The sequence below is a fragment of the Mesorhizobium sp. P2_E9 genome (genome assembly GCF_056403815.1).
The window spans coordinates 1-13,455 of record NZ_JBFUET010000011.1; the positions used below are offsets into that span (position 1 = coordinate 1).

11 protein-coding genes are annotated in these 13,455 nt (G+C 63.2%); all 11 read right to left on the bottom strand.

From position 1 onward, the window contains the following. Nucleotides 1-350: 350 nt before the first annotated feature. Nucleotides 351-1,616: an ABC transporter substrate-binding protein gene (locus AC1D05_RS20330; protein ID WP_477443369.1), complete on the bottom strand. Its 1,266-nt coding sequence runs from the start codon at nucleotides 1,614-1,616 to the stop codon at nucleotides 351-353. Nucleotides 1,617-1,655: 39 nt separating this feature from the next. Further along, nucleotides 1,656-2,486 (bottom strand): carbohydrate ABC transporter permease, encoded by an 831-nt coding sequence (locus AC1D05_RS20335; RefSeq protein WP_477443371.1) that lies wholly within the window; start codon nucleotides 2,484-2,486, stop codon nucleotides 1,656-1,658. Further along, the gene (locus tag AC1D05_RS20340; protein WP_477443373.1) at nucleotides 2,483-3,406 is read right to left on the bottom strand and encodes a carbohydrate ABC transporter permease; all 924 of its coding nucleotides are present in this window, start codon (nucleotides 3,404-3,406) and stop codon (nucleotides 2,483-2,485) included. The genes AC1D05_RS20335 and AC1D05_RS20340 overlap by 4 nt, the downstream gene beginning before the upstream one ends. Then, on the bottom strand, nucleotides 3,399-4,556 hold the full coding sequence (locus AC1D05_RS20345; RefSeq protein ID WP_477443375.1) for an ABC transporter ATP-binding protein: 1,158 nt from the start codon (nucleotides 4,554-4,556) through the stop codon (nucleotides 3,399-3,401). The genes AC1D05_RS20340 and AC1D05_RS20345 overlap by 8 nt, the downstream gene beginning before the upstream one ends. Beyond that, on the bottom strand, nucleotides 4,553-5,389 hold the full coding sequence (locus AC1D05_RS20350) for a metallophosphoesterase family protein (protein WP_477443377.1): 837 nt from the start codon (nucleotides 5,387-5,389) through the stop codon (nucleotides 4,553-4,555). Before AC1D05_RS20350 ends, AC1D05_RS20345 begins: the two co-directional genes overlap by 4 nt. A 248-nt stretch (nucleotides 5,390-5,637) precedes the next feature. Further along, nucleotides 5,638-6,045, bottom strand: a complete 408-nt coding sequence (locus AC1D05_RS20355; RefSeq protein WP_477443379.1) for a carboxymuconolactone decarboxylase family protein — start codon at nucleotides 6,043-6,045, stop codon at nucleotides 5,638-5,640. A 366-nt stretch (nucleotides 6,046-6,411) separates the two neighbouring features. Beyond that, on the bottom strand, nucleotides 6,412-7,908 hold the full coding sequence (locus tag AC1D05_RS20360; RefSeq protein ID WP_477443381.1) for a sugar ABC transporter ATP-binding protein: 1,497 nt from the start codon (nucleotides 7,906-7,908) through the stop codon (nucleotides 6,412-6,414). Beyond that, complete coding sequence (locus AC1D05_RS20365; RefSeq protein ID WP_477443383.1) at nucleotides 7,908-8,957, bottom strand: SMP-30/gluconolactonase/LRE family protein; 1,050 nt, start codon at nucleotides 8,955-8,957, stop codon at nucleotides 7,908-7,910. Before AC1D05_RS20365 ends, AC1D05_RS20360 begins: the two co-directional genes overlap by 1 nt. Then, a complete protein-coding gene (locus tag AC1D05_RS20370) occupies nucleotides 8,954-11,077 on the bottom strand; it encodes an ABC transporter permease (protein WP_477443384.1) in 2,124 nt (707 codons plus the stop codon). Before AC1D05_RS20370 ends, AC1D05_RS20365 begins: the two co-directional genes overlap by 4 nt. 75 nt (nucleotides 11,078-11,152) lie before the next feature. Further along, a complete protein-coding gene (locus AC1D05_RS20375) occupies nucleotides 11,153-12,178 on the bottom strand; it encodes a sugar ABC transporter substrate-binding protein (RefSeq protein ID WP_477443386.1) in 1,026 nt (341 codons plus the stop codon). 64 nt (nucleotides 12,179-12,242) lie between these two features. Next, nucleotides 12,243-13,229: an ABC transporter permease gene (locus AC1D05_RS20380; protein ID WP_477443388.1), complete on the bottom strand. Its 987-nt coding sequence runs from the start codon at nucleotides 13,227-13,229 to the stop codon at nucleotides 12,243-12,245. Nucleotides 13,230-13,455: the final 226 nt, after the last annotated feature.

Genomic DNA, 13,455 nt, shown 5'->3' on the forward strand with positions numbered 1-13,455 from the left:
TTGGACGCTCAATGCGCTTGTGCAGGGCCTTCGCGGGAAAGTCCGTCGCCTTCAGGCCGACCGCAACGGACGGCCTATTCGACGCATGGTTCAGACATCAGAAAATAGAAACCATCGACCTCAATACCCTGGCTCGATAGAATGCAAAACTGTTCGCGATGTCCTCGCACACCTGTTCGCGATGTCTCCGGTCCAAACACCCCTGTGGGAGAAGGTGTCGCCGAAGGCGACGGATGAGGGGTGTTCCAGGGAACGCCAACGTCTCACTCCGCTGGAACACCCCTCATCCGTCTCGGCGCTGCCGATCTTCCTTCCCCCACCAGGGGGAAGGAAGAAGCCACCACAAGCCATTACTGCGTCGGCAGCATGCCTTCGACGTCGCTCGCCGCGTCCGTAAGCGCCTCCTTTGGCGAGGCCGACTGGTCGACGATCCGCGACAGATTGTCGACGATCGTCTGTGTCACCTTGACCCCGTTGGTGCCCGGGAAAGCATACCACGGAACCATCAGCGGCATCTGGCTGAGCCCGGCCTGGAACAGCGGGTTCTTCTTGTAGAAATCGCCGAGATAGTCTGATGATTTCGCCGCCAGCTCATTGTTGGGGACATAGCCGGTGCCCGGCACGACGACGGAAGCGCCATAGGGGCCGGCGGCGAATTTCGCGAACTTCCAGGCGGCTTCCTGCTTGGCAGCGTCCTTGGTCAGGATGACCACGGCATTGCCGCCGGTCGGCAGATGGCCGTTGACCGGATCGATCAGCGGAATCTTGGCGGTGCGCAGCGTGAACTTGTCGCCGACATTCTTGATCGTGTTGACCAGCGCACCTGTAGTCTGGAATTCGAAGCCGACCTTACCGGCCGCGAAGGCCTGCTCGCCCGCCGGCTTGGTGAAGACCGGCATGCCGCCCTCCTTCACCATGCGCGCCAGGATCTCCACCGCCTTCTCGCCTTCCGGACCATTGAAGGCGACCTTGCTTTCGTCCTCGTTCAGCATCTTGCCGCCCGCGCCGAACAGCAGCGCCGAGAACATCCAGTCATCGCCCTGCCAACGGAAGTCGATGCCGTCGACGCCGTTGCCGAGCGCCTTGATCTTGCCGCCAAGCGCGATCACCTCATCCCAGGTCTTGGGCGGGTTGTCGGGATCGCCACCAGCCGCTTTCACCAGGTCGGCGTTGTAATACATGATCGGGTTGGACGTGGCGAAGGCGAGGCCAACCTGCTTGCCGTTGACCTGCGCCAGCTTCAGGATCGTGTCGGAGAAGCCGAGCTCCGCCATATTGCCTTCCTTCTTGACCAGCGGGCCGAGATCGACGGCAACGTCACGCTCGTTGAGCATGCGCAGGCGGTTGAGGCCGATGAAGGTGATGTCGGGCATCTCGTCGGTGCCGGCCTGGCGAAGAATGGTCTGGATGCCTTCTTCATAGGTCGCCGACGGGCTGGCGAACTGGATCTTGATATCGGGATTTTCCTCCATGAACTTCTTCGAGATCGTGTCCATCACGTTCTTGAAGAAGCCGGGCATCGGATAGTGGACCGTCAGCACCGTTTCGGCATAGGCCGGAAGGGCCGCCGCCAGCGACACCGCCGCCGCGGCGAAAATCCTGGAAACATGCTTCATTGCTCGTGCTCCTTGTTGGCCCAATTGGTTGTAGGCAGATCAGCCTTTGAGACCGGTCATGGTGATGCCCTCGACGAAGCGCTTCTGCGCGAGCAGGAAGGCGGCGACGAGCGGGAGGGTGATGATCAGCGTGGCGGCCATCAGCGCGCCGTAGTCGTCGCCGGCCTCGGCTGCGCGGAAATACATCAGGCCGAGCGGCGGGGTGGCGTAGGCCTGCTTGCTGACGACGATCAGCGGCCAGTAGAGGTCGTTCCAGTGCGCAACGACGGAAAAGATGGCGAAGGCGGTGACCGCCGGCCAAGCGTTGGGGACGATGACGCGGGCGATGATGCCGAGTTCAGACATGCCGTCGAGCCGCGCCGCGTGCAGGAGATCGTCGGGCATGGCGCGGAAGAACTGCAGGAACATGAAGATCGCAAACACCGATATGGTGAACGGCGCGACCAGCGAGGCGTAGCTGTTGAGCAGCGACATCCTGTCGAAGGCGACGTAGAGCGGCAGCGCCGTCGCATGGATCGGCACCAGCAGGCCGAGCATGACCAACACCATCATCAGCCGCGCGGCGCGGAACTTCAGCTTGGCCATCGCGTAGGCGCAAGGGATCGCGACCACGACCTGGAAGAAGAAGATCAGGCCGCAGACGACGACGCCGTTCCACAGCAGCGTCGCCATCGGCACCTTGGCAAACGCCTTGGCGAAATTCTCGGCGAAGTAGAAATGCTGCGGGATGAGCGTCAGCGACGAAGTGAAGATGTCGCTCTGAGTCTTGCCCGCCGTCGAGATCATGAAGATGTAGGGCGCAAGGATCATCAGCGCGCCGAGCGAAAGCAGCGCGAAGCGGATGATGCGGCCGGCTGGGACGCTGCTCATGTGTAGTGCACCCGCCGGTCGAGCACGCGGTATTGCAGAAGCATCAGCACGACCAGGATCGCCAGGAAGACGACCGTCATCGCCGAGGCGTAGCCGACGCGCAAATAGACGAACCCCTCTTGGTAGATGGTGAAAAGCAGCACTTCCGACGCCTTGTTGGGGCCGCCATCGGTCAGCATCTTCACCGTTTCGAAAACCTTCACCGCATTGGTGATGCTGATGGTGACGACGAACAGCGTCGTCGGCCCGAGCATCGGCCAGGTGACCAGGAAGAACCGGTCGAGCGCCGATTTCGCGCCGTCGACGTGAGCGGCGGCATAGAGCTCGCGCGGGATCGCCGTCAGCCCTGCCAGGAATAGCACCATGTTGAAGCCGACCGACTGCCAAATGCCGATGATCGACAGGCTGTAAAGCACGGTGTTCGACGCGCCGAGCCAGTTCGGGCCGGGAATGCCAACCAGCGAAAGCAGCGCGTTGAGTGGCCCGATCGTCGGGTGGAAGATGTATTGCCAGACGGTCGCCATGGCGACGATCAGCGAGGCGACGGGTAGGAAATAGACAGTGCGGAAAAAGCCGCGCGCCCGCCCCTCGCCTTCGATCAACAGGGCAACGCCGAGGCCAAGCGCGATCGAGACCGGCGCGACGATCGCCGTGTAGACCGATGTGTTCCACAGCGATCGGCGGAAGGTGCGGTCGTTCAGAAGATGCGCATAATTCTCGAAGCCGACGAAGCGAAACTTGCCGTAGCCGAGTTCGAAATCGGTGAAGCCGAGGAAGATGACGGCGGCCACGGGCAAGAGCACGAACAGCAGCAACAGCACGATGGCCGGCGCCGCCAGCAGCCAGGCGGTGCGGTCCTCGCTGCGCGCACGAAGTGCCGCGGCGCTTGGGGCATTGCCCGCCAGCGCGACGCTAGACATAGGCCGGCTCCTGCCGTGCGCTCGCCGTCTCCGCGATGCGCAGCCGCTTTCCCTCCGGCCCGAAGACCATCGCCTGTTCCGGCGGCAACAGGATACCCACCGGCATTCCCGCAATCAGGTCCCTCGCTTCCTGCGGTGCCAGCTTGGCGATGACGATCTCGCCGGAGGCGTCGAGCCGGCAATGGGCAATGACTTCCGAGCCGAGGAATTCGAGGCGCTCGATCCGCCCGGCAAGGCCGCTGCGCCCGCTGGGGGACAGTTTGACGAATTCAGGCCGGATGCCGAGGCTGACCGGACCGTTCGCCACCTTCTCCAGCAGCGCCAGCCGGATGCCTTCGAAGCCGACCCAGCCGTTTTCGGCCCGCGCCTGGATGATGTTGATCCGCGGCTGACCGACGAAACGCGCGACCTCGATATGGGCGGGGTCGTTGTAGATCATTTCGGGCGCGGCGAGCTGCAGCAGATTGCCGCCGATCATCACCGCCACGCGGTCGGCCATCGAAAGCGCCTCGGCCTGGTCATGCGTCACATAAAGTGTCGGCACACCGGCGCGGCGGTGCAGTTCGACGATCTCGCCGCGCGCATGGACGCGCAAATTGGCATCGAGATTGGAGAGCGGCTCGTCCATGAGGAAGATGCTGGGATGCCGCACCATGGCGCGTGCGAGCGCCACGCGTTGCCGCTGGCCGCCCGACATCTGCCCCGGCTTGCGGTCGAGCAGATGGTCGATCTTGAGCAGAGCCGCCATCTCGCGGACATCGTGCGCGATGCCGGTGCGGATTTCTTTCTGGCCGGGCAGCAGGGAGCCGACCAGCGGCAGGCGCTGCGACCGGCTCAGCCGTTTCATGGCAAGCGGCACGGCGATGTTCTGACCCGCCGTCAGGTGCGGATAAAGTGCGTAGGACTGGAACACCATGGCGATGTTGCGGTCGGCCGCGGCAACCGGCGACATGTCCTTGCCGCCGACGAAGATGTCGCCGCTGTCGGCATGGTCGAGCCCCGCCAGGATGCGCAGCAAGGTACTCTTGCCGCACCCGGAAGGGCCGACGAGCGCGATGAACTCGCCGGCTTCGACATCGAGGCTGACGCCGTTCAAAATGGCGTTGCCGCCGAAGGATTTCTTCAGGCCGCGAAGCGACAGCGCGCTCATGACGCGACCCGCTTTCGAACCTTGTGCGCCTCGTGCGGATAGACCTCGGCCACCACATCATCGAGGACGTAAGCCGTCATGCCGGGGATGGCGACGATCTCGCTGGCGACCGTGTCGCCGAATTGATGGATCACGGCGCCAAGCAGCCGCTCGCCCGGCATCTCGCGCTCCATGTCGCCGACCACGAAGGCGGCCGACGGACCCCATACCAGCGACGTGTTTTCGTAATGGCCTTGCCATGCCCGGTGCAGGTGGCCGCTTGCAAACAGCGCGACATCATGGGCGGCGATCAGATCGTAGAGGCGCTGGCGTTGCGCCGGCCTGACGCTCCAGTAGCCGGTATCGCCCTCACCCGGTGCATCGACGAACAGCGGCTTGTGGGCGAAGAGCGCGGCGCGCCGGCCGCCACGGCTTTCCAGCACGGTCCGCAGCCAGTCGAACTGCGCCTCATCCTCGGCATCGTCAAACCCCATCAGCAGGCTGTCGAGCCCGATGAGGCGCCAGCTTCCCGTGTCCTCCATCCAGTAATCCGGGCCGACCAACCGGCGCCAGCGCTCGAGGCGTCCGGCATTGACCGGCTGCAGCGAACCGGGGAGATGGCCGACATCGTGATTGCCGGGCACCAGCAGCATCGGCGTGGAGACTTCCCGCATCAAATCCATGCAGAAGGCGATGTCATCGTCCTTGTCGGCACCGTCGACGCTGAGGTCGCCGGTATGGATGACAAGGTCGACGCCGCTCTGCTCGATCCAGGCGGCCAGCGGCTCCCAATTGCCGTTGAAGTGCGGCTTGGTCGGGCTGAAATGGGTGTCTGTAATCTGAACGATTTTCATGCCGGCTCCGCCATGCGAGCCGCGCCCCCAGGCGAGCGGCATCGCATGGGGCTTCCTTAGTGCCGTTCCATGTCACTTCCTTAACAGCGGCCGGGATAAACCCTGCAATTGCGGTCAGAGGCCGGCGAAGGGTAGCCGGCGGCGATCGCGGCAGCGCGGGAAACCGAATAGATTTCAGACGCTTATTGCTGTTCGACTACACGTCGGCCGCGCTCACAATCTTGTGACGGCGCAGCCGAAAATCACACTCACTTCACCTCGAATTGCTGATCGACCGGGATCTGCATCGCCGTCACCAGATGGTTGGTCTGGCCGGCGAGCCCGATGATCGACACCAGCTCGCCATGCTGCGCGTCGGTCATGCCCTTGGCCCGGGCGGCGGCCGTATGCGAGTGTACGCAGTAGGAGCAGCCATTGGCGGTCGACACCGCGATGTAGATCATCTCCTTGGTCAGCGGATCGATGGTGCTATCGGCAACCATCACCACCTTGAGCTGCTCCCACACCCGCTTCAGCGACGCCGGATCATTGGCCAGCCCGCGCCAGAAATTGTTGACGAAATCGGATTTGCGCGTCGCGCGGATATCGTCGAACACGGCCTTCACGGCCGGGATATTTTCGACCTCGGCATCGCTGAGGAGTTTTGTGGTGGCCATGGTGTGGTCCTTTCGTGTGAATTGAATCAGGTCGTTGAATCAAGCTTGGAGCAAAGATGGCTAACCGGCTTTCCTGATTCAGTTTTCGGGCGCACTGGAGTAGAGCCGTGGGGGTTTGCGGAGCCTCCCTCACCTTCGTCATCCACGGGCGGAGCAGCCGCGAAGCGGCGTCGCAGAGACCTAGGATCCATGCCGCGACCTTAGCCATAGAGTGCAGCGGAGCAGAATTCTGCACCGTGGCAGCGCATCCGAGTCCCGGCATGGATCCTCGGGTCTGCGCCGCGTCGCTTCGCTCCTTGCTCCGCCCGTGGATGACGAAGGGAGAGACGCCTCGGCCAATTGTCGACGCACACACCAGCCAGCACCCTAATGCACCGCCGCGTACATGATCTTCTCTTCCGTCGCCTCCGCCGGTGAAAACTCCTCGACGATCCGGCCCTGACGGCAGACGAGAATCCGGTCCGACAGGTTCATGATCTCCGGCAGATAGGACGAGATGACGACGACGGCCAATCCCTCATCGGCCAGCCGGTTGATGATCTGGTGGATCTCAGCAATCGCGCCGACATCGACGCCGCGCGTCGGCTCGTCGAAGATGACGATGCGTGGCTGCTGCACCAGCCCCTTGCCGATCACCACCTTCTGCTGGTTGCCGCCAGAGAGTTCAACGACGCGCGCATTGTCGTTGATTGCCTTGATGTTCAGCGTCTTCGTCCACTCCGCCGAAAGCGCGCGCATCTCTTGCTGGTTGATCACCCAGGCCTTTTCACGCCCCGCCGCCAGCAGCCCGCCGAACAGGTTTTCGGCAATGCCCATCGTCTCGAAAATGCCTTCGCTCTTGCGGTCCTCGGTGACGTAGACGATGCCGTCGGCCACCGCTTCGCTCGGCACGAGATAGCGCACGGGCTTGTCGTCAAGCTCGATCGCCCCACCGCGCAAGAAATCGCGCTTATAGATGCCCGAGACGATCTTGAAGGTCTCGGTGCGGCCGGAGCCGATCAGCCCGAACACGCCGGTGATCTGGCCCTCGAAGATCGAGAAGGAATTGTTGCGCACGACATTGCTCATCGAAATGTCCTGCACCGACAGTACCTTCTTGCCGGCCTTGCGCAGCTTGGCCTCGTCGCGCTGGCGATAGATCTGCCCCGACAGCGTGCGCCCGACCATCGCGGCAACGATCTTGTCGCGGTCGAAGGTCGACGTATCGTCGGTGACCACCAGCTCGCCGTCGCGCAAAATGGTGATGCGGTCGGCGATGGCAAGCGCCTCTTCCAGCGCATGGCTGATGAAGACGATCGAGACGCCGCTCGCCTTCAGCCGCCGGATCAGCGCGAAGAAGTGGCGCTTCTCTTCCGGCGTCAGCGTCGCCGTCGGTTCATCGAAGATTATGATCTCGGCATTGTGGTGGACCGCTCGGGCGATCTCGACCATCTGCCGCTTGGCCGCACCCAAGGTCGCCACCATGGCGTTGGGATCGACCGGGAAATTCAGCGACTGCAGGAACTGCTGTGCTGAAATATACGTGCCGCGCAGCCGGTTGAGGAATTTTTCAGTACCGAGATAGAGGTTCTGCGCCACCGTCATCGACGGAACCAGGCTGGTTTCCTGGAACACCATGGCAATGCCGGCCTCGAGCGCCGCATGCGGCGAGGCGTAGGCGATCTCCCGGCCCTTGTGGAACATCTTGCCCGACGTGGCGTCGACGACACCGGCGATGATCTTGGTCAGTGTGGATTTGCCGGCGCCATTCTCGCCGAGCAGCGCGTGGATTTCGCCCTTGCGCAGTTCAAAGCTGACATTCTTCACCGCAGGTACGCCGCGATAATTCTTAGTGACATTCTCCAGGCGAACGATCGGTTCCATCAGAAACCTCCCGTATCGACGGCAAGCACACAGTCGCCGCCCCTGGAGGCGATGAACAACCGGCCGTCCTTTTCCGCCACGCTGCAGATGCCGTGCCGCGTGCCGTTGGCACGGCTGTGCAGGCTGAACTGCGGCTGCATGTTCCGGTCGAGCCTGACCACGAGCCCGTAGGAACGGCTCGGCGACCACGGCTTGTGGATGCCCATGGTTCTGATGCCGCCGCATTGCAGCGGTTCGAGGAAGCTGCGGCTGGAAGCCAGCGCCGGCGCGATCCAGTAGGCTGGCGGCACCTGATCGATCATATCCTGCCGGTAGTGCGTCTCCTGCAGCACGAATTCGATCAGCCGGTTGCGCGGCGCAAACAGCGCCAGCCAGGCGCCACCATCGGCGGACGGCGAAAGCCGTGCAGGATAGCCGGGCAGATGCGTCAACACCGTCGAACGGCTGCCGGTCGTGCCATCGAAACGGATGAGCTGATGGCGCCAGCTTTCGCTGACCAGCACATCCCCGCCGGCGGGATGGAGCCCATAGGGAAAAGCGAGATCGCCGGCGACCTTGCGGAATTCGCCGCCTGCCGCGTCCCGCTTCCAAAGCGAACCGGACGCACCTTTCTTCATCAAATCGGCAGCCCACTGCGATGACGCGTGCGAGGCCGAACCATTGGTCAGCCACAGCGTGCCATCCTCGGCATAGGCAAGCGCGGTGATGCAGCGGATCTCGGCCGGCAGCGAAATTTCCTTGCCGGCGACCAGCAGCTTGCCGCTTTCGAGCGCCACCGTCAGTTCGCCCGATGGCGACAACGACAGCGCCGTGATGGGCGATGGAAAGGTCTCGACGATCTTGGGCTCCGTCTCAGCGGCAAGCGAATAGATGGCATTGCCGCTGGAGGCGAGCAGCCGGTCTCCGTCGGCCAGCAAATTGTCCGGCTCGGTCAGCTCGGCAAAAGCCGGCGCATCATCCAGCCGCGTGTTGGGCCGGAAAGCGCCATCGAGCGGCGGGATGGTCACCGCCTTGCCGCGAAACATGTCCAGGATCGGATCGAGGATCATGGCTTTGCTCCCCAGTAGGAAGCCGGGCTGGTCCAGTTCGGATCGGCGCCCGCAATCTTGTATCGGCCAATGCGGTTGTTGAGGATGCCGCCGACGAACAGATATCCTTTGTGCTCGCGCATCGAGGTGACCATCGGATGCGCGCCGCCGGTGAGGTCACCCATCGCCTCGACGATGCCGCCCTTCTCCGTAAATTTCACGACGCCGCCGGTGTTGATGTTGGGAAACAGCCATTCGTCCTGCGGCAGCCGGCGCGTCATGCGCTTGCGCATGTCGGGGTGGCGCAGCGACAGGTCAAAGCTCGGCGTGCGCATGCCGAGCCACGCCATCCAGTAATTGCCGTCCGAAGCCCGGTTGATGTTGTCGGGATAGCCCGGCATGTCGCGGATGACGCATTCGGCGGTGCCGGCCTTCGGCCCTTCCAGCCAGTAACGATGCACGCGGCAGGCCCAGCTTTCGGCGAAGAAGAGCGACTTGCCGTCATGCGCCATGCAGACACCGTTGGTGTAGCGGTAGCCGTCGAGCAGCGTCTTCGTCGAACCGTCCTTCGGGTCATAGACCAGCAGCCGGCCGGTGGCGCGGTTTTCGATCGAGTCCAGCGCCCAGTCATGGGCATCATAGCGCTTCGTAGAGTCGGTGAAGTAGATACGCCCGTCGGGAGCGATGTCGCAATCATTGGGATCGCGCAGGCGCGCATCGTCGACGATCGAGGTCCAGGAGCGCGACGTCTCGGCCGACAGGCGTTTTACCTCGCGCTCAGGTGAGACGGAATAGAGTCCCATGGCGCCGACGCAGCTGATCAGGTTGCCTGACTTGTCGAAGGCCAGGCCAAGCGGAAAGCCGCCAATATGAGCGAACACTTCCGATTTCACATAATCCGGCGCGAAGAAGCGGACGATCTCGCCATGGCGCGTGCCGCAATAGAGATTGTCGTCGCGGTCGAGGATGACGTCTTCCGGCCCTTCCAGCTCGCCCAGCCCGATATGGTCGGCCGCCGACAGACGGTTGTCGAGTTCGTAAGGCGTGCCTGAGCCCGGCACCGCCGACTGTGTCTCGCCCATCTTGAGATAGACCGGCGCGACATAGACCTCGTTCAGCACCTTGTGACGGTTCTTCAGCCAGCGGATGTCGATGGTCACGGCCACCGCCAGCATGATGCCGAGCACCATCTGGTTGGTGCCGGTGCCGTAGCCCAGCCGGATAAGACCGTTGGTCATGGTCAAGACGATGATGGCGCCCATCAGCCCCTTGATCACCGAGCCGCGGCCGCCGCCGAGGCTGACGCCACCGACCACCGCCGCCGTCAGCGCCATGATCTCGAGGTTGAGGCCGGTGCCCGGCCCTGCGCCGCTTAAGCGGCAGGCGATGAGGAAGCCGCCGATCGAGGCGCAGAAGCCGGAGAAGACATAGGTCATGAACACGGTGCGGCGCACGCGGATGCCGGCATTGTGCGCCGAGCGCCGGGAGCCGCCGACCGCCAGCACATGCCAGCCCGGCCGCGAGCGCGTCAGCGCGATATGGGTGACGATGGCAAGGATGATCGCCAGCCAAACCGACACGGAGAGACCCCAGAAGGTGCTGTCGCCGATGAAATCGAGCACATCCGAGGTGGCGGTCGAAAGCTGCACGTCGGCGGCGTAGGTGGTGACCAGGATGTCGAACAGCGCCCGTCCGAAAATGAAGGTCACCAGCGTGGTGAGGAAGGCGCGCAGGCGCAGATAGCCGACGAGATAGCCGTTGATGGCGCCGAAGACGAGGCCGGTGGCGAGCGAAGCGGCCAGCGCCAGCCAGATCGACTGTTCGAGGATGAAGAAGACATAGACGGCGGAAAAGCAGGACAGCGCGAAGATCGAGCCGACGGAGAGATCGATGCCGCCGCCCAGCATCACCACCGTCATACCGGTGACCACCATCGAGAACTCGCCGAGCTGGCGGGTCGATTCCTGCAGCGCGTTCAGCTTGAAGAAGCCCGGAATGACCGAGCCGAAAGTCGCCAAGGTCACCACTAGCGCCAGGAATGGAATGGCGTTGTCGGTCCAGCGTTTGGTCAGGATCTCGCCGACGAGATGGTCGGGCACGAGATTGTAGCGCCAGGACTGGAGGCGTTCGCGAAAGGACATTGGCTGCCGCTGATCAAGAGAAAGAGGTGGCCGAACTGTCCGGCCACCTCGTAGCATTCGGTCTGCAAAACCGGCTTATTTCGCCGCCGCTTCGGCCTGCAGCGCCTTCAGGTCCCAGCAGGTGTCGGGCTTGAGGTCGGCCTTGGTCGTCGCCGTCTCCAGCGTATAGATGTAGGTGTGCGAGGTGCCGGCAGGCTGCCCGCTCTGCAGCAGGAACTTGATGATGGCGTTCATGTCGCCCGACTGGCGGGCAAGGTCGGTCATCACCACGGCGCCATAGGTGCCGTCTGCCAGCTTGTCGCAATCGGCCGCCTTTTCGCCGCCGCCGGTGGTGACCAGGAACACCTTGCCGTCGAGCTTGGCGTCACGGATCGCCGCCGATGCGCCGGTGGCGTCACCGTCCCAGAAGTCGATGATCGAGCAGATGTCCGGGTTCTGCTGCAGCATCGTCGTCGTCACATTGCGCGAGGTCGTCGCATCCCAGTTGGAGTCGGGCTTGGCCACCACCTTGAAGTCGGGATGCTTGTCCAGCACCTTCATGATGCCGGCATACTGATAGAGGCTGGAAGAGTTCGCCTGGTCGCCCTGCACCAGGCCGATCTTCTTGGACGAATTTTCGCCGCACCCCTTGATCGCCGCTTCGGCCTCGAGCTGGCCAAGCCGGTCCCAGTCGCTGCCGACAAAGGCATCGGCCGGGAAGTTGGCGGGATTGTCGACCAGCAACACGTAGGTGCCTGCGGCCTGCGCCTTCTTCATCAGCTTGGAGTAGGAGTTGAGGTCCGGCGCGTGGATGATCAGCACGTCAGGCCTGGTGTCCGACGAGATGGCGTCGGTGATCGCCTGCGCGCCGGCATCGACCACCCAGTTCGGATCGCGCGTCTCGAACGTGCCGCCCCAGGCGTCAACTTCCTTCTTCAGATAGTGCGCCCAGCCCTGCGCCAGGTCGAAGCCCATCGCCAGCGGCACCAGCATGACGCGCTTGCCCTTGAGCGCCTGCGCGTAAGCCGCCGGGCCCGGATCGTCGGCGGCGAAGGTCGGCGCCACGAAGGCGGTAACGGCGAGCGCCGTTGCGGTGGCCATAAGTGTCTTGATCAGTCTCATGTCACGTCCTCTGGTTTGGTGTTGTTATCAGCGGCCGGCCCCAACCGTCCGCCGCAGTTCCGGTCTAGATGTCGCCCTGTTGCGCGGTCTGTTCGTCGCGCGGGTTGATGATGCCGTCGACGATGATGGCGCCGAGCAGGATCGCCGCCTTGATCAGGTTCTGGTAGAGCAGCGGAATGTCGATGATGGTCATGGCGTTGAGCAAAATGCCGATCAGTGCCGCCCCGACCAGCACGTTGCGCACCCCGCCCCGTCCGCCCGACAGGCCGATGCCGCCGATCACCGCCACCAGCACGATGTCGTAGAGCAGCGTCGAATTGACGATGCGGGTGTTGATCGAGTGCAGGCTGGCCGCCGTCAGCAGGCCGGCGATCAGCGCCACGAAAGCCGAGAGCACATAGCGCAGCACCAGCATCGGCCGCACCGGAATGCCGATATTGCGCGCGGCGACCGGATTGTCGCCGGCGAAATAGATGTAGCGCCCCCATTTGGTGTAGCGCAGGAAGAGGAAGAACAGGAAAGCCAGCCCGGCGAAGACGAACACCTCGATCGGAATGTCGAGGAAGCGCAGACCGCCGAGCAGCTCAACCCAATGGCCCTGCGGCACGGGTACCGCGTCCTGCGTGATCAGTTGCGAGCGCACATAGCCGAAGACGAAGGAGCCGGTCGCCAGCGTCACGAAGATCGCCGGCACATCCGCATAGGCGACGAGAAAACCATTGAGCAGGCCGATGGCAAGCACGCCGGCCAGTACGTAGGCGAAGGCAAGCCCGTCAGAAGTGCCGATGTTGAGCAATTGCAGATACCAGGCGACCGACATCGCCATGATCGCCACCGCCGACAGGTCGATGCCGCGGCCGATGATGACGACCGCCATGCCGAGCGCCAATATGCCCAGCACCGACACCGAGCGGACAATGGCGACGAGATTGTTGGGGTCGATGAAGCCCGGCAGGCCGATGGCAGCAGCGACGAACAGCACCACCGCGATGGCAAAGACAATGCCTTCCTGATTCAGGCTCCTGAGATTTAGCCAGCCAATCGCGTTCATGTCTGCATTTGCCCCGATGGCAGCGCTGCCATCCCGAAAGCAGAGCTAATCGCCTCGGCGCCGGTTCGTCAAATGAATCTGCGTTCAGAACGAGCCTTGGTGCCGATATTCGCCGAGTGGACGCATTGATTGTCTAAGCTGGCGCAATGCGCGGAAACTCCTGCATTTTTGGCAATCGATTGCGCCATCGCAGCCATTCGCGAAAGCGCTGCATCGAGGCGAAAGG